This is a genomic window from Pseudomonas citrullilanati (genome assembly GCF_030580855.1).
GTDB lineage: Bacteria > Pseudomonadota > Gammaproteobacteria > Pseudomonadales > Pseudomonadaceae > Aquipseudomonas > Aquipseudomonas citrulli.
Genome location: NZ_JAUQOP010000048.1, coordinates 1 through 21,085, shown reverse-complemented (window position 1 = coordinate 21,085; position 21,085 = coordinate 1). Strand labels below are relative to the sequence as shown.

The 21,085-nt window shown below is 64.2% G+C and carries 13 protein-coding genes; 10 read left to right on the top strand and 3 right to left on the bottom strand.

Translation table 11 applies throughout. The features are described 5' to 3' along the window. Positions 1-117: 117 nt before the first annotated feature. Positions 118-1,407, top strand: a complete 1,290-nt coding sequence (locus Q6A48_RS22765) for an NHL repeat-containing protein (protein ID WP_304556631.1) — start codon at positions 118-120, stop codon at positions 1,405-1,407. A gap of 80 nt (positions 1,408-1,487) precedes the next feature. After that, the gene (nhaB, locus tag Q6A48_RS22760) at positions 1,488-2,990 is read left to right on the top strand and encodes a sodium/proton antiporter NhaB (RefSeq protein WP_304556630.1); all 1,503 of its coding nucleotides are present in this window, start codon (positions 1,488-1,490) and stop codon (positions 2,988-2,990) included. Positions 2,991-3,051: 61 nt separating this feature from the next. On the opposite strand, the gene Q6A48_RS22755 is transcribed toward nhaB, so the two are convergent. From Q6A48_RS22755 to gnd, 3 genes are read right to left on the bottom strand one after another with little or no spacing between them, the layout of a single operon-like run. Further along, on the bottom strand, positions 3,052-3,873 hold the full coding sequence (locus tag Q6A48_RS22755) for an HAD family hydrolase (protein ID WP_304556629.1): 822 nt from the start codon (positions 3,871-3,873) through the stop codon (positions 3,052-3,054). Then, positions 3,870-5,390, bottom strand: coding sequence for a glucose-6-phosphate dehydrogenase (gene zwf, locus Q6A48_RS22750; RefSeq protein ID WP_304556628.1), 1,521 nt, complete (start codon positions 5,388-5,390; stop codon positions 3,870-3,872). Before zwf ends, Q6A48_RS22755 begins: the two co-directional genes overlap by 4 nt. Continuing rightward, on the bottom strand, positions 5,387-6,391 hold the full coding sequence (gene gnd / locus Q6A48_RS22745) for a phosphogluconate dehydrogenase (NAD(+)-dependent, decarboxylating) (RefSeq protein ID WP_304556649.1): 1,005 nt from the start codon (positions 6,389-6,391) through the stop codon (positions 5,387-5,389). Before gnd ends, zwf begins: the two co-directional genes overlap by 4 nt. A 250-nt stretch (positions 6,392-6,641) precedes the next feature. Between gnd and Q6A48_RS22740 the strand changes: the two genes are divergently transcribed. From Q6A48_RS22740 to Q6A48_RS22705, 8 genes are all read left to right on the top strand, one after another. Continuing rightward, positions 6,642-6,815 carry a DUF6026 family protein gene (locus Q6A48_RS22740; protein ID WP_172679699.1) on the top strand — a complete coding sequence of 58 codons (174 nt, stop codon included), beginning with the start codon at positions 6,642-6,644 and terminating at the stop codon, positions 6,813-6,815. A 1,438-nt stretch (positions 6,816-8,253) separates the two neighbouring features. Then, positions 8,254-9,825, top strand: a complete 1,572-nt coding sequence (glgA, locus tag Q6A48_RS22735) for a glycogen synthase GlgA (RefSeq protein ID WP_304556627.1) — start codon at positions 8,254-8,256, stop codon at positions 9,823-9,825. A gap of 7 nt (positions 9,826-9,832) precedes the next feature. Beyond that, positions 9,833-11,635, top strand: coding sequence for a malto-oligosyltrehalose trehalohydrolase (gene treZ, locus Q6A48_RS22730; protein WP_304556626.1), 1,803 nt, complete (start codon positions 9,833-9,835; stop codon positions 11,633-11,635). Continuing rightward, positions 11,632-13,710 carry a 4-alpha-glucanotransferase gene (gene malQ, locus Q6A48_RS22725; RefSeq protein ID WP_304556625.1) on the top strand — a complete coding sequence of 693 codons (2,079 nt, stop codon included), beginning with the start codon at positions 11,632-11,634 and terminating at the stop codon, positions 13,708-13,710. Before treZ ends, malQ begins: the two co-directional genes overlap by 4 nt. Next, positions 13,707-16,493: a malto-oligosyltrehalose synthase gene (locus tag Q6A48_RS22720; RefSeq protein ID WP_304556624.1), complete on the top strand. Its 2,787-nt coding sequence runs from the start codon at positions 13,707-13,709 to the stop codon at positions 16,491-16,493. The genes malQ and Q6A48_RS22720 overlap by 4 nt, the downstream gene beginning before the upstream one ends. A gap of 18 nt (positions 16,494-16,511) precedes the next feature. Then, the gene (locus Q6A48_RS22715) at positions 16,512-16,850 is read left to right on the top strand and encodes a DUF2934 domain-containing protein (protein ID WP_304556623.1); all 339 of its coding nucleotides are present in this window, start codon (positions 16,512-16,514) and stop codon (positions 16,848-16,850) included. A gap of 173 nt (positions 16,851-17,023) precedes the next feature. Beyond that, the gene (gene glgX / locus Q6A48_RS22710; RefSeq protein WP_304556622.1) at positions 17,024-19,183 is read left to right on the top strand and encodes a glycogen debranching protein GlgX; all 2,160 of its coding nucleotides are present in this window, start codon (positions 17,024-17,026) and stop codon (positions 19,181-19,183) included. A 252-nt stretch (positions 19,184-19,435) separates the two neighbouring features. Then, positions 19,436-20,200, top strand: a complete 765-nt coding sequence (locus Q6A48_RS22705) for a PIG-L deacetylase family protein (RefSeq protein WP_304556621.1) — start codon at positions 19,436-19,438, stop codon at positions 20,198-20,200. Positions 20,201-21,085: the final 885 nt, after the last annotated feature.

Sequence of the window (21,085 nt, the reverse complement as noted above, 5' to 3'; positions counted from 1 at the left end):
GAAACGCACCTGCATCTGTGAGACCTGACAGTTGTGCACTGTCACATTCAGGGTTTGAATGTTGCCTTCATGCCGTCGTCGCCCTTTCGGGGCGTCGACGCACAAGGAGAGGCAGGCATGCCCGAACAATCCGCGTTGGCGTTTTCCAGGGCTGCGGCCCGCGCAGGGCAACTTGACCCAGGCTTTGCCGACAACGGCAAAGCCTGGGTTCATTTCGAGGGCAGCACGTCGAGCCGGCTCACCGGGCTGACCCTGGACCACGCCGGTCGAACCCTGGTCGCGGCCAGGGTCGAAACCCTCCAGGGCAGCCGGTTCGGGCTCGCCCGACTGAACCAGAACGGCTCGGCCGATCCCGGCTTCGGCACAGCGGGCAACGTCATCGGCTCGTTCGAAGACGGCTTCGACGCCACCGCAGGCAAGGTGATCGAGTTGCCCGATGGGCAGATCCTGCTCTGCGGCCTGCACTACGAAAGCAATGACCATACCCTGCCCGCCCTCGCCCTGTTCGATCAACACGGCCGCGCCGTGCACACCTTCGGCGACGCCGGCCGGCGGATCGTCCGGCTCTGCGGCAATCTTTCCCAGGGGCTGCGCGACCCCTGGCTGCCACCCGGCGTCCCCGGCCTCGAAGCCTGCGACCTGCAGGTGCAGGGCGACGGCCGGATTCTCCTGCTGGCCAACCATCACTTTCAACTGTCCGACCACGTCGGCGTACTGATCCGGCTCCTGCCGGATGGTGAACTGGACAACACCTTCAATGGGCGCGGCTTCGTGATGGTCCGGCGCTTGCTGAAAAACACCTGGCTGGGCTGCCTGACGCTCCAGGCCGACGGCCATATTCTCGTCGGTGGCGCCATCGACCTGCCCCAGCACGGCCTGATCGCGCGCTACGACACCCACGGCAACCTCGACAGCCGCTTCGGCGACGACGGCTTCCTGTCCATCCTGGCCCAGGACCACAGCGTGATGGTCAGCCAGATCGTCCAGCATGCCAACGGTGACCTGCAGGCGTTTGGCAGCAGCCGCGACCCGATGCACAGCCTGTCGTTGAAAGTACGCCGTGACGGCATACCGGATCACCGGAGCAACCAGGGCCAGTGCCGGCTGCTGGAAATCGGCCGCGGCGCCAGCCACTGGACCGCGGCCCAGGTCCAGGCGGATGGAAAGCTGCTGACCGCCGGTGCCACCCTCGGCGGCATCGAGGCCGACTTCGTGCTGGCCCGGCACTTGCCGGACGCCAACCTCGACCCGGACTTCGGCGAAGGCCAGGGCTGGGTTCGCACGCGCCTGGGCTACAGCCTGGACACCGCCACCTCACTGGCGGTGCAGGCCGACGGAAAAATCCTGGTGGGCGGCTATTCGCTCCATGGCAGCTGTCGCGCGGTGGTCGCGCGGTATTGGGGATAACGTGGCGGTATTCCCTCCAGCGCTTGATATTCCGCATGTGTTACGGCAAGTTGCGCGCTTCTAATTAAAAGGAGCAGCCGATGTCCGGTCCAATGGCTCAGGCTTTCGCGCACAACTTTCTGGGGCATTCCCCGCGCTGGTACAAGGCGTGCATCATCACCTTCCTGATTCTCAACGCCGTGGTGCTGTGGACACTGGGCCCGGTCGCCGCCGGCTGGATGCTGGTGGTGGAATTCATCTTCACCCTGGCCATGGCGCTCAAGTGCTACCCGTTGATGCCCGGCGGCCTGCTGTTGGTGGAAGCCCTGCTGCTGGGCATGACCACGCCCAAGGCACTCTACGACGAACTGCTGCATAACTTCCCGGTGATCCTGCTGCTGATGTTCATGGTGGCCGGCATCTACTTCATGAAGGATTTGCTGCTGTTCCTGTTCTCGCGCCTGCTCCTGGGCGTGCGTTCCAAGGCGCTGCTGGCGCTGATGTTCTGCTTTCTCTCGGCATTCCTGTCGGCCTTTCTCGACGCGCTGACCGTCACCGCGGTAATCATCAGTGCCGCCGTGGGCTTTTATTCGGTGTATCACCGCGTGGCCTCGGGCAACGATCCGCGCCAGGACAGCAACGTCGATGAAGACCATGCCCTGCCCACTCTGCATCATGACGACCTGGAGCAGTTCCGGGCGTTCCTGCGCAGCCTGTTGATGCATGGCGCCGTCGGCACCGCGCTGGGGGGTGTCTGCACCCTGGTGGGCGAGCCGCAGAACCTGTTGATCGGCCATGAAATGGGTTGGCATTTCGCCGAGTTCTTCGTGAAAGTCGCGCCAGTCTCGCTGCCGGTGCTGGCGGCCGGCCTGGTCACCTGCGTGGTGCTGGAAAAGCTGCGCGGGTTCGGCTACGGCACGCTGCTGCCGGACAACGTGCGAGCGGTGCTGGCCGACTACGCCGAGCAGGACAACCGTGAACGCACTTCACGCCAACGGGCGGCCTTGATCGTCCAAGGCATCGCCGCGCTGATCCTGATCGTCGGCCTGGCATTGCACATTGCCGAAGTCGGCTTGATCGGCCTGATGGTCATCGTATTGATCACCGCATTCACCGGCATCACCGATGAACACCGCCTCGGCAATGCCTTCAAGGACGCCATGCCGTTCACCGCATTGCTGGTGGTGTTTTTCGCAGTGGTGGCGGTCATTCATGACCAGCAGTTGTTCACCCCCTTGATCCAGTGGGTGCTGGCCCTGCCCGCCGACCAGCAACCGGGCATGCTGTTCATCGCCAATGGCCTGCTGTCGGCCATCAGCGACAACGTGTTCGTCGCGACCATCTACATCACCGAAGTGAAGCAGGCATTCGTCTCCGGCCACATGAGCCGCGAGCAGTTCGAAACCCTGGCGGTGGCCATCAACACCGGCACCAACCTGCCCAGCGTCGCCACCCCCAACGGCCAGGCGGCGTTCCTGTTCCTGTTGACCTCGGCGATTGCCCCGCTGATCCGCCTGTCCTACGGCCGCATGGTCTGGATGGCGCTGCCCTATACCGTGGTCATGGGTGGACTGGGCTGGTACGCGGTCACGTACTGGCTGTAGCCGACAAGCCCTTGTGGAAGCGAGCAGCCTCGCTCCCACAAATAGGGCCGGATGCCGCCGGTCACCGGGGCAGGATGTAGCGCTCGATCGCCAGCGCCGCCCCGTCTTCGGTGTTGGCGGCGGTGACGACATCGGCCTGGCGCCGGATCGCCTCTTCCGCCTGCCCCATGGCAATCGACAGGCCCGCGCGATGGAACATCGCCGGGTCGTTGCCCCCATCGCCCATCGCGGCGGTCTGCTCCAGCGGCACGCCGAGGAAATCCGCCAGGGTCGACAATGCCTCCCCCTTGTTGGCCTTGAGCGCCGTGACGTCCAGGTAGATGGGCTGCGAACGCGACACCTGGGCCTGCCCCTTGAGCAATGGATGCAGGCGTGCCTCCAGCTCCACCAGCAAATCGGTGTTGGCACTGGTGGCGACGATCTTGTCGATTCGCTCCAGGTAAGGTTCGAAACTCTCCACCTGCACGGGCGGATAGCCCAGGCCACGGGTTTCCACCGGCACCATGGGCCCATGGGCATCGAGCACCAGCCAGTCGCCGTCGGCGAATACCCAGACCTCGATCCCCGGTTGATCGGCGTACAGCGCCAGGGTGGTCAGCGCCACCTCGGGGGGCAGGTAGTGCACGGCCAGGAAACTGCCGTCCGGGTGCACCAGCGTGCCGCCATTGAAGGCCGCGGTGGGCAGATCGACCCCCAGGGCTTCGATCTGCTGCCGCATCGCCCGCGGCGGGCGGCCGGTGGCGAGGCTGAACAGCACGCCGGCCCCGCGCAGCGAACGCACTGCTTCGATGGTACGCTGGTTGAGACTGTGGTCGGGCAACAACAAGGTGCCGTCCATGTCACTGAGCAGGAAACGGATGGGGTGTTTCAACGACTCGCTCATCCGAGGCCATGCCAGACGCGACCATCGCGTGTCAGCAGGTCATCGGCGGCGGCCGGCCCGTCTTCGCCGGCCTTGTAGGGCTGGAACGTCGCGTCCTGTTGCCAGGCGTCGAGGAACGGTTGCACCGCGCGCCAGCCGTTTTCGATGTTGTCGGCGCGCTGGAACAGGGTCTGGTCGCCGGTCAGGCAATCGTAGATCAGGGTTTCGTAACCCGTGGACGGTTGCATTTCGAAGAAATCCTTGTAGGCAAAGCCCAGTTCGATGTTCGCCATGTCGAGGGCCGGCCCGGGGCGCTTGGCCAGCAGGTCGAACCACATGCCTTCATTGGGCTGGATCTGGATTCTCAAGTACGTAGGTTGCAATTCGTCGACTTCGGTGTCGCGAAACTGCGCGTAAGGCGCTGGCTTGAAGCAAATGACGATTTCCGTGTCGCGCACGCTCATGCGCTTGCCGGTGCGCAGGTAGAACGGCACGCCGACCCAACGCCAGTTATCGATCATGACCTTGAGGGCGACATAGGTCTCGGTGGTGCTGTCGGCCGCGACGTTGGCTTCCTCGCGATAACCGTTGACCGCCTTGCCGCCAAGCTCGCCAGCCGTGTACTGGCCGCGCACCGAGTTGGCACGGGCCTGTTCCACCGACCAGGGCCGGATCGCGCCGACGACCTTGGCCTTCTCGCCGCGCACCGCGTCCGCACCGAAGGCGGCCGGCGGCTCCATGGCCACCATCGCCAGCAGTTGAAACAGATGATTGGGCACCATGTCCCGCAGGGCACCGGTGCGTTCATAAAAGCTGCCACGGGTTTCCACGCCGACGGTTTCGGCGGCGGTGATCTGCACGTGGTCGATGTAATGGTTGTTCCAGAACGCCTCGAACAGGCTGTTGGAGAAACGGCTGACGAGGATGTTCTGTACCGTTTCCTTGCCCAGGTAATGGTCGATCCGATAGATCTGCTTCTCGCTCATGACCTTGAGCAGGCAGGCGTTCAGCGCTTCGGCGGTGCGCAGGTCGGAGCCGAACGGCTTTTCGATCACCACGCGCCGGAAGGCATCGTCCTGTTCGTTGAGCAGCCCGGCCGCGCCGAGGCGGGTGACCACCTCGCTGAAGAAGCGCGGCGCGGTCGCCAGGTAGAACACCGCGTTGCCGGTGCCGCGGGGGGCGATCTTCGCCGCCAGCGCCGCATAGGTGCTGTCATCGAGGAAGTCACCCTGCACGTAGCTGATGCCTCGTGCCAGGCTGGCCCAGCGCTGTGGGTCGAGCGCGTGCTCGGCGTCGCCGCCCTTGCTGGCCGCTTCGCTGCGGATGAAAGCCTCGAGCTTGTTGGCGAAATCCACATCGCTGATGGCGTTATGGTCGACCCCGACGATCCGCAGCCCATCCCCCAGCAGACCGTCGCGACTGAGGTGGTACAGCGCCGGCATCAGCAGGCGCTTGACCAGGTCGCCGTGGGCGCCGAACAGGAACAACGTGGTCGGCGGCGCGGGTTCTGCCTTGGATTTGCTGCCGATCGCGGTCATTTTTTCGGTGTCTCCACGTGGCCGCCAAAGCCGAAGCGCATGGCCGAGAGCATCTTGTCGCCATAGGTGCTCTGCTGGCGCGAGCGGAAACGGGCGAACAACGAGCTGGAGAGTACCGGCACCGGCACGGCCTGTTCGATGGCGGCTTCGATGGTCCAGCGCCCTTCCCCGCTGTCGGCGACTTCGCCGGAGAAGCCGTCCAGCTTCGGATCGCTGGCCAGGGCATCGGCGGTCAGGTCCAGCAACCAGGACGACACCACGCTGCCGCGACGCCAGACTTCAGCGATATCGGCGACGTTCAGATCGAAACGCTGCTCCGGTGGCAGGCTTTCGCTGGATTTGGTCTTGAGGATGTCAAACCCTTCGGCGAAGGCCTGCATCATGCCGTACTCGATGCCGTTGTGGATCATCTTGACGAAATGCCCGGCACCGGCAGGGCCGGCGTGGATGTAGCCGCGTTCGGCGCGGTCGTCGTCGGACTTGCGGTCGCGGGTGCGTGGGATATCGCCCATGCCTGGCGCCAGGCTGTCGAACAGCGGATCCAGGCGCTTCACCACCTCGGCGTCACCGCCAATCATCATGCAGTAGCCGCGCTCCAGGCCCCAGACGCCACCGGAGGTGCCGACGTCGATGTAGTGGAGGCCCTTTTCCAGCAGGGCCTGGGCCCGGCGGATATCGTCCTTGTAGTACGTGTTGCCGCCGTCGATGATCACATCGCCCGGCGCCAGCAATTCGCTGAGCACGTTGATGGTGTCTTCCGTGGGCGCGCCGGCCGGCAGCATCACCCAGACCGCCCGCGGCTGCTCCAGCGCCGCGACCAGCGCCGGCAGGTCCGCGACGCCGGTAGCGCCCTCCTGGCTGAGATTTTCGACGAACGCAGCGTTGCGGTCATAGACCACGGTGGCGTGCCCATTGAGCATCAGGCGCCGCGCAATATTGCCGCCCATGCGGCCCAGTCCAATAATCCCGAGTTGCATGTGCTGATGCTCCCTACTACAAATAAAGGTAAGTCAAAGGTTTAGCTCAAAAGACAGTTGGGGGTTAGTCCAGAGCATTGCTGCATAGTTTCCGGGTAATTCGAGCGATCACAAGGGATAACGCTCCAATCCCGGCCAAAGACACAGCGACCATGAAAAATAAAAAAGTTCCAATCACAAGCAAAAGAAATCAGAATCGGCGCCGATAGTAGAGGTGTCGACCAAATACTGGCGACATCTCTATAGTTGATGTACGCCATTTGCGAGGTGAGCAATGGGCCCTGTCGTTACCGCACGTCCTCCCCAAACCCTTTATGTGACCATTCGTCGCGATGAATTGCGCCTTCTCAAGGAAGAGCGCGATCTGCTGCTAGATGAAGTGACGCAGCTGCGCATGCAGTTGCAGCACGCACAGTTGTCCCACCAGAACCAGGCTGTGGCGCGGTAAGCGACGCAGAGGCACGGCACCGGGAAGTGGCATCGGGCAACCCGCTGTCCTTCCCGTGGAAACGGCCCTCCTTCCAGGGCAGGGCTTGTGAAGCATCTTGTGGGAGCTTGCTCCCACAAGCCTGATGTCCTGCACCCTCACTCCCCCTTCCGAACTCTCACCTGTGGGAGCGAGCCTCCTCGCGAAAGCGGTGGGTCAGCTTGCATTGATATCGCCTGTGCCGAAGCCTTCGCGGGCAAGCCCGCTCCCACAGGGGATTTGCGGTGGGCCGCAGGTTTGTGAGCAACCGACATCCAGTGTGGGAGCGAGCTTGCTCGCGATGACGGTGGGTCAGCTTGCATTGATGTCGCTTGTGCCTACGCCTTCGCGGGCAGGCCCGCTCCCACAGGGGATTTGCGGTGGGCCGCAGGTTTGTAAGCAACCGAGATCCCGTGTGGGAGCGAGCTTGCTCGCGATGGCGGTGGGTCAGCTTGCATGGATGTCGCTTGTGCCGCCACCTTCGCGGGCAAGCCCGCTCCCACAAGGGATTTGTGCTGGACCGCAGGTTTGTAAGCAACCGAGATCCCGTGTGGGAGCGGGCTTGCTCGCGATAGCGGTGGGTCAGCTTACATTGATATCGCCTGTGCCGACGCCTTCGCGGGCAAGCCCGCTCCCACAGGGGATTTGTGCTGGGCCGCAGGTTTGTGAGCAACCGAGATCCAGTGTGGGAGCGAGCTTGCTCACGATGGCGGCGGATCAGCTTGCCTCGATGTCGCTTTGCCGACGCCTTCGCGGGCAGGCCCGCTCCCACAGGGATTTGTGCTGGGCCGTAGGTTTGTAAGCAACCGAGATCCAGTGTGGGAGCGAGCTTGCTCGCGATGGCGGTGGGTCAGCTTACATTGATATCGCCTGTGCCGAAGCCTTCGCGGGCAAGCCCGCTCCCACAGGAGCTGGTTAGCGAGCGCCCAGAACAGCCATCAAAACGCCTCCACTCGCCACGCCCCTTTATGGTGCGCCCCGCCATCCCATCGCGCGCCTCGATAAAACACGGCCTGCCCCCTACACGGTTTTGATTTCAGAAACATGCACTTCGTCGGCGCGTATTTCGCGCTGTCATGTAAGACATTGCAGACAAAAAACGTGATTGTCGGACAATTCGACGAAGCGCACCGCAGCGCTCTAGCTTCTGTCCTAGACTCGCGATCCGCAGGTCATACCGACCGGTCATCGGGATGAAAAAAAGTCGAAACTTTTCGCAACGGCGACAGGTCAGGGTAAATGAAGGGCAACAGTGGCTGGTGCAGTCCTTGCAACGGCCCTCCCACCTGATTCGCTTCGCCGCATTGGGCAGCGCTTTGCTTTCCTTGCGTAGCGCTTGTGCGCCTGGCCGCAGGATTCGGCCGATGTAACTACAGCTCTGGCGCATGCCGGAAACAGATCGAGAAAACAGGAGAGATTTATGATCAGTGCTGCCTTGGAACCACAACAGGTCCGTTCTCAATTACCGCCGGCGGCCGGATCGCCGACGGCTCCGGTGCTCGCCACCGGCGGCAAGGCACTGCTCCCCGTCGTTCGACACAACCCCAATCGCAAGAAAGTCTTGTTCGTCACGTCGGAAATCGCCGACCTGGTCAAGACCGGTGGCTTGGGCGACGTGTCTTCGGCGCTGCCCCGGGCCATGGCCGGCCTGCATGATGTGCGGGTATTGATTCCCGGCTATCCGCAAGTCATGAACAGCGGCAATCCGATCCACATCATCGGCGAACTGGGCGGCCACGCCGCGTTGCCGCCCTGCAAGATCGGCCGCATGGACATGGCCGACGGCCTGGTCATCTACGTCTTGATCTGCCCCGAGCTGTACGCCCGCGAAGGCTCGCCCTATGGCGCCAACAACGGTCGCGACTGGCCGGACAACCACATCCGCTTCGCCCGCCTGGGCCTGGCGGCCGCTGATATCGCCGCCAACCTCGCCCAGATCCACTGGTGCCCCGACCTGGTCCACGCCCACGACTGGCCAGCCGGGCTGGCACCGGCCTACATGCACTGGCGTGGCCAACGCACCCCGACGCTGTTCACCATTCACAACCTGGCGTACCAGGGCGTCGTGAGCCTGGCCTGCTGCCCGGAATTGGGCATCCCCGAACATGCCCTGCAACAGGAAGGCATGGAGTTCTACGGCAAACTGTCGTTCCTCAAGGCCGGCATGGCCTACTCCAGCCACATCACCACGGTCAGCGCCACCTACGCCCAGGAAATCACCACGCCGACCTTCGGCTGCGGGCTCGATGGCTTCCTGGCGGCCAAGACCCAGCAAGGCTTGCTCAGCGGCATTCCCAACGGCATCGATGAAAGCTGGGACTCGGCCAGCGACACGCACCTGTTCCGCAAGTTCGCCATCGGCGACTGGGAAGGCAAGGCCGTCAACGCCGCCCACGTGCGCGAACTGTTCGGCCTGGACGACTCCGCCGGCCCACTGTTCGCCGTGGTCTCGCGTCTGGTCTACCAGAAGGGCCTGGACCTGACCGAAGCGGTCGCCGAATTCATCGTCGAATCGGGCGGCCAGATCGCGATCATCGGCCGGGGCGAGCCGGAGGAAGAACAAGCCATGCGCGAACTGGCGCTGCGTTTCCCGGGCCGCATCGGCGTGCGCATCGGCTTCAATGAGACCGACGCGCGGCGCATGTTCGCCGGCAGCGACTTCCTGCTGATGCCTTCGCGCTACGAGCCCTGCGGCCTGAGCCAGATGTACGCCCAGCGCTTCGGCTCGCTGCCGGTGGCGCGCAACACTGGCGGGCTGGCGGACACCATCGAGGACGGCGTCACCGGCTTCCTGTTCGATGAGTCCACCGTCGAGAGCTACAAGCAAGCCCTGGAGCGAGCCTTCAAGGTCTTCGAATTCCCCGAACTGCTCAACGCCATGCGCTGCCGGGCCATGTCGGCACCCTTCAACTGGAGCAAGGCTGTGGAACCCTACGCCGAACTCTACGAACAGCTGGTGGCTAAATCACTGGGTAAATCGGCCAGACAATGAGGTAACGATGTCGTCAAGGACGCCTGATACATGGACCCACGGTGCGGTGATGCTCGATGACGAGCACACCCGCTTCGCCCTCTGGGCACCGGATGCTTTTTTTGTCAGTGTCGAATTCGACTCTGGAGATTCAATCCCCCTGCTGCCCCAGGCCGACGGCTGGTTCATGATCCAGACCAAGTGCCCCGCGGGTACGCGCTACCGCTTCAACATCGACGGCGAGCTGGAGGTGCCGGACCCGGCCTCCCGCGCCCAGGCCGGCGACATCGACCGCCACAGCGTGGTGGTCGACCCCCATGCCTATCAATGGCGACACACCGCTTGGTCCGGCCGGCCCTGGTACGACGCGGTCATCTATGAACTGCACGTTGGCGCCCTGGGTGGGTTCGAAGGGGTCGAGCAACACCTTGCACACCTGGCGGGGCTTGGCGTCACGGCCATCGAACTGATGCCGCTGTCGCAGTTTCCCGGCGACCGCAACTGGGGCTACGACGGGGTCCTGCCCTACGCACCCCAGGCCTCCTACGGCACGCCGGAACAGCTCAAGCACCTGATCGACAGCGCCCATGGCCACGGGTTGGCGGTGATCCTCGACGTGGTCTACAACCACTTCGGCCCGGACGGCAACTACCTGCATCGCTATGCCAAGGGGTTCTTCCGCGAAGACAAGCACACGCCCTGGGGCGCGGCGATCGATTTTCGCCGCCGCGAAGTGCGCGACTTCTTCATCGACAACGCCCTCATGTGGGTGCTGGAGTACCGCATCGACGGCCTGCGCCTCGATGCCGTGCACGCCATCGAAGACCCGGACTTTCTCCAGGAGCTGGCCACCCGGGTGCGCGAACAGGTGGACCCGACCCGGCATGTCTGGCTGACCGTGGAAAACGAGCACAACCAGGCCAGCCTGCTGGAACAGGGCTACGACGCCCAGTGGAACGACGACGGCCACAACGCCCTGCACGTCTTGCTCACTGGCGAAACCGACGCCTATTACGCCGACTACGCCGAACAGCCCACGGAACAACTGGCGCGCTGCCTCAGCCAGGGCTTCGTGTTCCAGGGCCACATCAACCGCCACGGCGAGCCCCGGGGCGAGCCCAGCGGGCACCTGCCCCCCAGCGCGTTCGTGCTGTTCCTGCAGAACCACGACCAGATCGGCAACCGGGCCCTTGGTGAGCGCCTGCACCAACTGGCCCCGCCCCAGGCCTTGCAGGCGGCCACCGTCCTGCTGCTGCTCTCACCGATGATCCCGTTGCTGTTCATGGGAGATGAAGTGCTCGCCCAGCAGCCCTTCCTGTTCTTCACCAGCCATCACGGTGAACTGGCGGAGTTGGTACGCGAAGGCCGGCGCAATGAGTTCAAGGCGTTCAGCGCCTTTGCCGACCCGGAAAAACGCGAGCGGATCCCAGATCCCAACGCGGCCACCACCTTCGAGGCATCGCGCCCGAACCTGGAAGCCCAGCAACCGGAACAACTGGCCCACGAGACGCTGTATCGCAGCCTGTTGAAGATCCGCCGCGAAGAAATCGTCCCGCGCCTGCCCGGTGCCCACGCGCTGGAAACGGACGTGCTCGGCCATGGCGCCGTCAGTGCCCGTTGGCAATTGGGAGATGGCAGCGTGCTGCGCATCGACCTCAACCTCAGCGCGCAACCGGTGGCGCATACCGCTCCTGAAGATCCGCGCATTCTTTTCGAACATCCGCCACACGCCATGGGTCTGTTGCAACAGGGCAGCCTTGCGCCCTACAGCGCGGTGGTCAGCCTGACGCAGGCGACCGCCTTGCCCACCCTCACTGGAGAGCGCCCATGAGCGATGCGCAACTGGAAATCCTCGCTGGCCGGGCAGGCCTGGCGGTGGATTGGATCGATGCCAACGGCCGGGCCCAGAAAGTCTCGCCAGCCGTCCTGCGCTCGGTCTTGACGGGCCTCGGCCATCCCGCCGGCAGCGCCCAGGAAATCGACGCCAGCCTGCTGCAATTGCAGCAAGAACAACAGAACCGCCAATTGCCACCGCTGCTCACCGCCGATGTCGGCGCCAGCGTCGACCTGAGTCGCTACTTCGAAGCCGGCACGCCCTGCGAGATCCGCCAGGAGGACGGCGCGACCCTGAACCTGAAACTCGATGCCGACGCCAAGCTGCCGGGCATGCTGCCGGTGGGCTACCAACACGTCAGCATCGACGGCCAACATTTCACCCTGGCGGTCGCCCCGGCGCGCTGCTACAGCGTCGCCGATGCGGTGAACGATCCGACGCCCCGGGCCTGGGGCCTGAGCGCCCAGCTGTACGCGCTCCGGCGCCCGGGCGACGGCGGCTTCGGCGACACCCAGGCGTTGGAAGACCTGGCGCGGGTGGCCGGTGAACGTGGCGCCGAGGCGATCGCCATCAGCCCGATGCACGCGATGTTCAGCAGCGACACGGGCCGCTACAGCCCTTATTCACCGTCCAGCCGGCTGTTTCTCAACAGCCTGTATGCTGCGCCGGGGACCATCCTCGGTGAGCGTGCCCTGCGCACCGCCATCGACGCCACCGGCCTGGCCAATCAGTTGCAAAAACTCGAGGACCAGCCCCTCGTGGACTGGCCGGTGGCGGCCGAGGCCAAGCAGAAAGTCCTGCGCGCCCTGTACGACGGTTTCCGCCAGGGCGAACACCCCTTGCACGAAGACTTCAGCAGCTTCCGCCACGCCAGTGGCGAAGCGTTGGAAAACCACTGTCGCTTCGAAGCCTTGCAGGCCGAACGCGCCGCCCGGGGTGAAAGCCTCGACTGGCGGCAGTGGCCGGAAGAATGGCGCAACCCTCGCAGCGCGGTGCTGGCGCATTTTGCCGAAGAAAATGCCGATGAAATCGGTTTCCATGCGTTCTGCCAGTGGCTGATCGCCCGGTGCCTGGAGCGCGCCCAAAGTGCCGCAAAATCCAGCGGCATGGGCATCGGCCTGATCGCCGACCTCGCGGTAGGTGCCGACGGGGCCGGCAGCCAGGCCTGGAGCCGCCAGGATGAACTGCTCGCCTCACTGACCGTGGGTGCCCCGCCGGACATTCTCAACCGTTCCGGCCAGGGCTGGGGCATCTCCGCGTTTTCCCCCGAAGGCCTGGTGCGCAACGGTTTTCGTGCGTTCATCGAGATGCTGCGGGCCAACTTCGCCCACGCCGGCGGCTTGCGCATCGACCACGTGATGGGCCTGCAACGCCTGTGGGTGATCCCTAACGATGCGCCGCCTTCGGACGGTGCCTATCTTTATTACCCGGTGGACGACCTGCTGAGGCTGCTGGCGCTCGAATCCCACCGACACCAGGCCATCGTAATGGGCGAAGACCTCGGTACCGTGCCCGACGGCCTGCGGGAAAAACTCAGCGCCCGCTCGATCCTGGGCATGCGCGTGCTGTTGTTCGAACAGGACAACACCCATTTCAAGCCGATCCTCGACTGGCCGGACAACGCGCTGGCAACGACCAGCACCCACGACCTGCCGACCCTAAACGGCTGGTGGCACGGCCATGACATCGACTGGAACGCCCGACTCGACCTGATCGACTCCCATACGGAAATGGACTGGCGCAAGCACCGCGAGCGCGAACGCGAAGGCCTGCGCAGCGTGTTGAACCAGGATCCGCAGAATTTCCGCGAAGAACACCGCGAAACCGACCAGGTGCTGGACGCCAGCGTGCGCTTCCTCGGCCACACCCGCGCACCGCTGGTGCTGTTGCCGCTGGAAGATGCCCTGGGCATCGAGGAGCAGGCCAACCTGCCCGGCACCATTGACACCCACCCCAACTGGCGGCGCCGCCTGGCTCACGACAGCCAGGCGTTGCTGGATCATCCGGACGCCGCCCGGCGCCTGGAAATACTCGCCTGTGCGCGACTCCAGGCGAACGAGCGTGACCGATGAACCGAACCGAGATCCAACCGCTGCGGGCGACGATTCGCCTGCAATTCCATAAAGGCTTCACCCTCGACGATGCCGTTGCGCAGGTGCCGTACTTCGCCGCGCTGGGCATCAGCCATATTTACGCCTCCCCGCTGCTCAAGGCCCGGGCCGGCTCCATGCACGGCTATGATGTGGTCGACCCGACCGTGGTCAATCCGGAACTGGGCGACGAGGATGCCTTGCGACGCCTGGTGGCGACCCTGCGCGAGCACCGGATGGGGCTGATCCTCGACATCGTCTCCAACCACATGGCCGTCGGTGGCAACGACAACCCCTGGTGGCTGGACTTGCTGGAATGGGGTCGCCTGAGCCCGTATGGCGAGTTCTTCGACATCCAGTGGCACTCCCCCGACCCGTTGATGGAAGGCCAGCTGCTGCTGCCGTTCCTGGGCAGCGACTACGGCGTGGCCTTGCAGGAAGGCACCTTGCAACTGCGTTTCAATGCCGCCCAGGGCAGCTTCTATGTCGAGCACTACGAGCACCATTTCCCCATCTGCCCGATGCACTATGGCGAGTTGCTCAAGCCCGCCGAGCAATTGCCCGCCGAACAGGCGGAAACGCTCAGGGCGTTGGCGGAACGCTTCACCACGCTGAACTACCAGACCGATGCCCATACCCTCGCCCGCCCATTGCAAGCCGAATTGCGCGAACTGGCGGCGGCCCCCGGATTCCTCGCGGCCATCGAGGATCACCTGCGCGGCTACGATTCCACGCAACCCGAGGGTTTCGAGCGCCTGCACCAACTGCTGGAGCGCCAGAGCTACCGGCTCGCCAGCTGGCGCACCGCCGCGGATGACATCAACTGGCGGCGCTTCTTCGATGTCAACGAGCTGGGAGGGCTGCGGGTCGAGCGTCCCGCCGTGTTCGAAGCCACCCACGCGAAGATTTTCCAACTGATCAGCGCAGGGCTGGTGGATGGGCTGCGCATCGATCACATCGACGGGCTCGCTGATCCACGGGGCTACAGCCGCAAGTTGCGCCGGCGCCTCGACGCGCTTTCGCCGTCGCGGCACCTGCCGATCTTCATCGAAAAGATCCTCGGCGACGGCGAGACCCTGCGCCGGGACTGGAACGTCGATGGCAGCACCGGCTACGAGTTCATGAACCAGATTTCGCTGCTGCAACATGACCCGGCCGGTGCCGAACCGCTGGCCGAGTTCTGGAGCCGCCAGAGCGAACGACCGGCGCACTTCATCGAAGAGGCCCGGCTGGCCCGCCAGCAAATCCTCAACGGCTCCCTGGCCGGGGACTTCGAAAGCGTCGCCCAGGCCCTGCTGCAGGTGGCGCGGGACGACGTGATGACCCGCGACCTGACCCTGGGCGCGATTCGCCGGGCCTTGCAGGAACTGATCGTGCACTTTCCGGTGTACCGCACCTACATCAGTCCCCTCGGACGCTCGGCCGAAGACGAGGCATTCTTCAAGCAGGCCCTTGAAGGCGCCCGGCAGACCCTCAGCGAAGCCGATTGGCCAGTGCTCGATTGCCTGGCTGGCTGGCTCGGCGGCATGCCCTGGCGGCAACGTCCCCGTGGGCCCCAGCGCAAGCGCCTGCGCCATGCCTGCGTGCGCTTCCAGCAACTGACGTCGCCGGCCGCCGCCAAGGCCGTGGAAGACACCGCGCTGTATCGCTCAGCCGTGCTGTTGTCGCGCAACGACGTGGGCTACAACACCGAACGCTTCAGTGCCCCGCCCCAGGAATTCCACGATGCCTGCCTGGAGCGACTCGAACATTTCCCCGACAACCTGATGACCACCGCGACCCACGACCACAAGCGTGGCGAAGACACCCGCGCCCGGCTCGCCGTGCTCAGCGAGCGCGCCGACTGGTACACCGCCAGCGTGGAACAATGGCGGATCCTGGCGCCCTCGCTGCACAGCGACCCGGCGGCGCCTTCGGCCGGCGATGAGCTGATCCTGTACCAGGCCCTGCTGGGGAGCTGGCCGCTGGACCTGGACATCCAGGACCGCAAGGCCCTGGCCGAGTACAACGAACGCCTGTGGCAGTGGCAGCGCAAGGCCCTGCGCGAAGCCAAGCTGCAAAGCAGCTGGGCGGCGGTCAACGACGCCTATGAGCAGGCGACGCAGATGTTCCTCGAACGCTTGTTGCTGGGCGATGAGGGGCTGCCGCTGCGCAGCGCCATCGCCGAGGCGGTCCAGGCCATCGCGCCGGCGGGCGCGCTCAACAGCCTGGCGCAAACCTTGCTGCGCATGACTGTGCCCGGCGTGCCGGACCTGTACCAGGGCAACGAGTTCTGGGACTTCAGCCTGGTGGACCCGGACAACCGGCGCCCGGTGGATTTCCAGGCCCGTCGCGAGGGCTTGCAGGCCGACGCCACCCCGGCGGCGTTGCTGCAGGACTGGCGCAGTGGCCGGGTCAAGCAGGCGCTCATCGCCAGGACACTGGCCATCCGCGCCCAATGCCCGCAATTGTTCCAGCAAGGCCGCTACCAACCGCTGGAAGTGCTCGGCGAGCAAGCCCGGCGGGTGCTGGCGTTCATGCGTGAGCACCAGCAGCAACGGGCGGTCGTGGTGGTGCCGATCCACGCGGCACGCCTGCTGGAAAACAGTGCGCAGCCGCAGGTGGCCGCCTCGGACTGGGGCGATACCCGCGTGGCGTTACCGTTTGCCGCCCAGGAGGGAAAACTGAAGGGACTTTTTTCAAGCACAGCAGTCACACCCCAAGGGGAGCTGATGATCAGCGCCGCGCTGGGGGATTTCCCGGTCAATGTCTTTATCCAATCTTGAGTTGTCAGGAGCACTGCGATGAGTACCGACGATAAACGTATTCGCGAATTCGCCTATCAGATCTGGGAGTCCGAAGGTAAACCCACCGGGCACGAAAAGCGCCACTGGGAGATGGCGCGCAAACTGGCGGAAGCCGAAGCCCTGGCCCCGAGCAAGCCGCCCAAGGCCGCGGGCAAGGCCCCCGCTCCCAAGGCGGACGGCAGCAAGCCTGCCGCCAAGGCCTCAGCGCCCAAGCCTGCGCCGAAAGCGGCCGCGCCCAAGGCCAAGCCAGCGGCCAAACCCGCGGCGGCCAATTCGGCGATTGAAAAACCTGCCGAGAAAAAACCACGGGCGGCGCGCAAGCCTCCAGCGGTTTGATCACAACGCTCATGCAGTGCGTTGCCATCGCGCGGCATCTTGTGGCGAAGGGATTCGCTCCCCAGCGGGGATAAATCTCTTCGCCACAGGTGCTCGCACCGTGACAGCCGCCAGGCAATCAACACACTTTTGACCACTCTGCTTTGCCGTATCTGTCTTTTGCAGGAGCAACTATGACCCGTCCAAAAAAAACCACGCCGCCGCCTGTCATCGAGGCTTCGCGGATTCGTGAAGGGCTGCCTTTTCCGCTTGGTGCGACCTGGGATGGCCTCGGGGTCAATTTCGCGCTGTTTTCGGCCAACGCCACCAAGGTCGAACTGTGCATTTTCGACGATGCCGGCGAGGTCGAGCTCGAACGCATCGAGCTGCCGGAGTACACCGACGAGATTTACCACGGCTACCTGCCCGATGCGCACCCAGGCCTGATCTACGGTTACCGGGTCTACGGCCCGTATGACCCGGAGAACGGCCATCGCTTCAACCCGAACAAACTGCTGATCGACCCGTACGCCAAGCAACTGGTCGGTGAGCTGAAATGGTCCGAAGCGCTGTTCGGCTACACCATCGGCCACCCCGACGGCGACCTCAGCTTCGATGAGCGTGACAGCGCGCCGTTCGTGCCCAAGTGCAAGGTCATCGACCCGGCGCATACCTGGGGCCACGACCATCGTGTCAGCGTGCCGTGGGACAAGACCATCCTGTATGAAACCCACGTGCGTGGCATCAGCATGCGCCATCCCTCGGTGCCCGAGAACCTGCGCGGCACCTTTGCCGGGCTGATGGTCGACGACGTGCTCGAACACATCCGCAAGCTCGGCGTGTCGTCGGTGGAACTGCTGCCGATCCACGGTTTCGTCAATGACCAGCACCTGCTGCACAAGGGCATGACCAACTACTGGGGCTATAACAGCATCGCCTTCTTTGCCCCGGACCCGCGCTACCTGGCCAGCGGCAAGATCGCCGAGTTCAAGGAGATGGTCGCGCACCTGCATGAAGCCAACCTCGAAGTCATCCTCGACGTGGTCTACAACCACACCGCCGAAGGCAACGAACAAGGCCCGACCCTGTCCATGCGCGGCATCGACAACGCCTCGTACTACCGGCTGATGCCCGACGACAAGCGCTACTACATCAACGACTCCGGCACCGGCAACACCCTGGACCTGAGCCACCCGTGCGTCTTGCAGATGGTCACCGACTCCCTGCGCTACTGGGCCACGGAAATGCACGTCGACGGCTTCCGCTTCGACCTGGCAACCATCCTCGGTCGCTACCACGACGGCTTCGATGAGCGCCACAGCTTCCTCGTCGCCTGTCGGCAGGATCCGGTGCTGCGCCAGGTGAAAATGATCGCCGAGCCTTGGGATTGTGGTCCCGGCGGCTACCAGGTGGGCGGCTTCCCGCCCGGCTGGATGGAATGGAACGACAAGTTCCGCGACACCGTGCGGGCCTTCTGGAAAGGCGACGACGGGCAACTGGCCGACTTCGCCAGCCGCATGACGGCGTCCGGCGAGATGTTCAACCAGCGCGGCCGACGTCCCTACGCCTCGGTGAACTTCGTCACCGCCCACGACGGCTTCACCCTCAATGACCTGGTGTCGTACAACGACAAGCACAACGAGGCCAACGACGAGAACAACCAGGACGGCAGCAACAACAACCTGTCCTGGAACCATGGCGTCGAAGGGCCGACGGACGATCCGCAGATCAATGCACTGCGCCATCGGCAGATGCGCAACTTCTTCGCCACCCTGCTGTTTGCCCAGGGCACGCCGATGATCGTCGCCGGTGACGAGTTCGCCCGCACCCAGCACGGCAACAACAACGCCTACTGCCAGGACAGCGAGATCGGCTGGGTCAACTGGGACTTGAGCGAAGATGGCGCGGCCCTGCTCAAGTTCGTCAAGCGCTTGATCAAGCTGCGCCTGACCTACCCGATCCTGCGTCGCGGACGGTTCCTGGTGGGCAATTACAACGAGGACATCGGCGTCAAGGATGTCACTTGGTTGGCGCCCGACGGCAACGAAATGACCGTTGAGCAATGGCAGGACAGCCACGGCCGTTGCCTGGGCATGCTGATGGACGGGCGCGCCCAGGAAACCGGGATCCGGCGCAAGGGCGGCGATGCGACGTTGTTGCTGGTGGTCAATGCCCACCATGACATCGTCAACTTCCGCTTGCCGGAGGTGCCGGAGGGCAGTTTCTGGACCTGCCTGGTCGACACCAACCAGCCGACCGTGCGCGGCCAGGAGCGTTTCGAGTTCGAAAGCGAGTATTCGGTCACCGGGCGTTCGCTGTTGTTGTTTGAATTGCAACGTGAGGAAGAAGATTAACTACTTTTGATAAACCATTGAAAAAACGGGGCCACAGGGATGTGGCCCCGTTTTTCATGAGGCCAGTTGGAAGAAAAAAATACGGCTCAGGCACAGATGCCACGCGACGAATCGGCCGACATGGTCAATACTTCGCTTGCGGTAGACTCCAGGATTCGGAGCGCCGCCCATGGCAATCATGACCTCACGCGCACCATCGGGCGACAGGCCCGGTGCAAGGCCGCAGGATTGAATACAACAAGGACGTTTTCCATGAAACCCGCCTCTCGCCTGAACAGTCGGCAGCATCCGCAAATATGGAACAGCGCACCGCAGCTGGCCGACATACCCATCATCAGTACCCAGACCCTGGTGCCCGCCGGCGCCCGCGCCGTGATCCTCGCCCCGCATCCGGGCGATGAAGTCGGGGCCTGTGGCGGTTTGATCCAGTTGTTGAGCAACCTGGACCAGCCCATGTTGCTGATTTCGGTCTCCGACGGCGATCTCGGTCATCCGGGCTCGCCGCTGTGGACCGATGAACGCTTGCGCATGCACCGCCCCCACCCCCAGGAAAGCGTGGACGCCCTGCATCGCCTCGGCATTCCCCCTCACGGCCTGCAATGGGTGCGCGGTGGTTTTCCGGAAAAGGCCCTGGCCGAACACGAGGCCGAGTTGACGGCCTTCATTGGCCAGCACCTGCGACCGGGTGACGTGGTGTTCGGCACCTGGCGCCAGGACGGCGACAGCGACCACGACACCGTGGGCCGGGCCGGTGCCCAGGCCGCCGAAGCCGTCGGCGCGCTGTTCAATGAACTGCCCGTCTGGGCTTGGCACTGGCCGGTGCGCGAGCAGAAGAAAATCCCCTGGCACCGGGCCCGCAAACTGCGCCTGGATGTCTGGACCACCGCCCGCAAACGCCATGCAATGTACGCTTACGCCAGCCAGCTCAACGGCGAACCCGCCAACGGCATCGCCCCCCTGGTGCCACGGGTGATCCTCGATCGCATGGGCATGCCCTACGAGATCGTCTTCATCTGACATCGGTCGATGCCACCGGCACTGATCCATCGTCATCCCGAGCAGGTACGGTTCCACCACTCCTCCTGTGGGCGCGAGCCTGCTCGCGAAGGCGGTGGGTCAGCTTGCCTCGATGTCGCCTGTGCCGACGCCTTCGCGGGCAAGCCCGCTCCCACCGGGGATTTGTGCTGGGCCGCAGGTTTGTGAACAACCGAGATCCAGTGTGGGAGCGAGCCTGCTCGCGAAGGCGGTGGGTCAGCTTGCCTCGATGTCCCCTGTGCCGACGCCTTCGCGGGCAAGCCCGCTCCCACAGGGATTTGTGCTGGACCGCAAGTTTGTGAACAACCGCGATCCAGTGTGGGAGCGAGCTTGCTCGCGAAAGCGGTGGGTCAGCTTGCCTCGATGTCCCCTGTGCCGACGCCTTCGCGGGCAAGCCCGCTCCCACAGGGATTTGTGCTGGACCGCAGGTTTGTGAACAACCGAGAACCACTGTGGGAGCGAGCTTGCTCGCGAGGCGGTGGGTCAGCTTGCATTGATGTCGTCTGTGCCGACGCCTTCGCGGGCAGGCCCGCTCCCACAGGAGATTTGTGGCGGACCGCAGGTTTGTGAGCAACCAAGATCCAGTGTGGGAGCGAGCTTGCTCGCGATGGCGGTGGGTCAGCTTGCCTCGATGTCCCCTGTGCCGACGCCTTCGCGGGCAAGCCCGCTCCCACAGGGATTTGTGCCGGGCCGCAGGTTTGTGAGCAACCGAGATCCAGTGTGGGAGCGAGCTTGCTCGCGATGGCGGTGGGTCAGCTTGTATGGATGTCGCCTGTGCCGACGCCTTCGCGGGCAAGCCCGCTCCCACAGGGGATTTGTGCTGGGCCGCAGGTTTGTGAGCAACCGAGATCCAGTGTGGGAGAGAGC

Coding starts and splice junctions, on each gene's coding strand:
- glgX (WP_304556622.1), top strand. CDS start 17,024: ATGACCCGTCCAAAAAAAACCACGCCGCCGCCTGTCATCGAGGCTTCG.
- malQ (WP_304556625.1), top strand. CDS start 11,632: ATGAGCGATGCGCAACTGGAAATCCTCGCTGGCCGGGCAGGCCTGGCG.
- treZ (WP_304556626.1), top strand. CDS start 9,833: ATGTCGTCAAGGACGCCTGATACATGGACCCACGGTGCGGTGATGCTC.
- glgA (WP_304556627.1), top strand. CDS start 8,254: ATGATCAGTGCTGCCTTGGAACCACAACAGGTCCGTTCTCAATTACCG.
- Q6A48_RS22740 (WP_172679699.1), top strand. CDS start 6,642: ATGGGCCCTGTCGTTACCGCACGTCCTCCCCAAACCCTTTATGTGACC.
- zwf (WP_304556628.1), bottom strand. CDS start 5,390: ATGACCGCGATCGGCAGCAAATCCAAGGCAGAACCCGCGCCGCCGACC.
- Q6A48_RS22720 (WP_304556624.1), top strand. CDS start 13,707: ATGAACCGAACCGAGATCCAACCGCTGCGGGCGACGATTCGCCTGCAA.
- Q6A48_RS22755 (WP_304556629.1), bottom strand. CDS start 3,873: ATGAGCGAGTCGTTGAAACACCCCATCCGTTTCCTGCTCAGTGACATG.
- Q6A48_RS22705 (WP_304556621.1), top strand. CDS start 19,436: ATGAAACCCGCCTCTCGCCTGAACAGTCGGCAGCATCCGCAAATATGG.
- Q6A48_RS22715 (WP_304556623.1), top strand. CDS start 16,512: ATGAGTACCGACGATAAACGTATTCGCGAATTCGCCTATCAGATCTGG.
- nhaB (WP_304556630.1), top strand. CDS start 1,488: ATGTCCGGTCCAATGGCTCAGGCTTTCGCGCACAACTTTCTGGGGCAT.
- Q6A48_RS22765 (WP_304556631.1), top strand. CDS start 118: ATGCCCGAACAATCCGCGTTGGCGTTTTCCAGGGCTGCGGCCCGCGCA.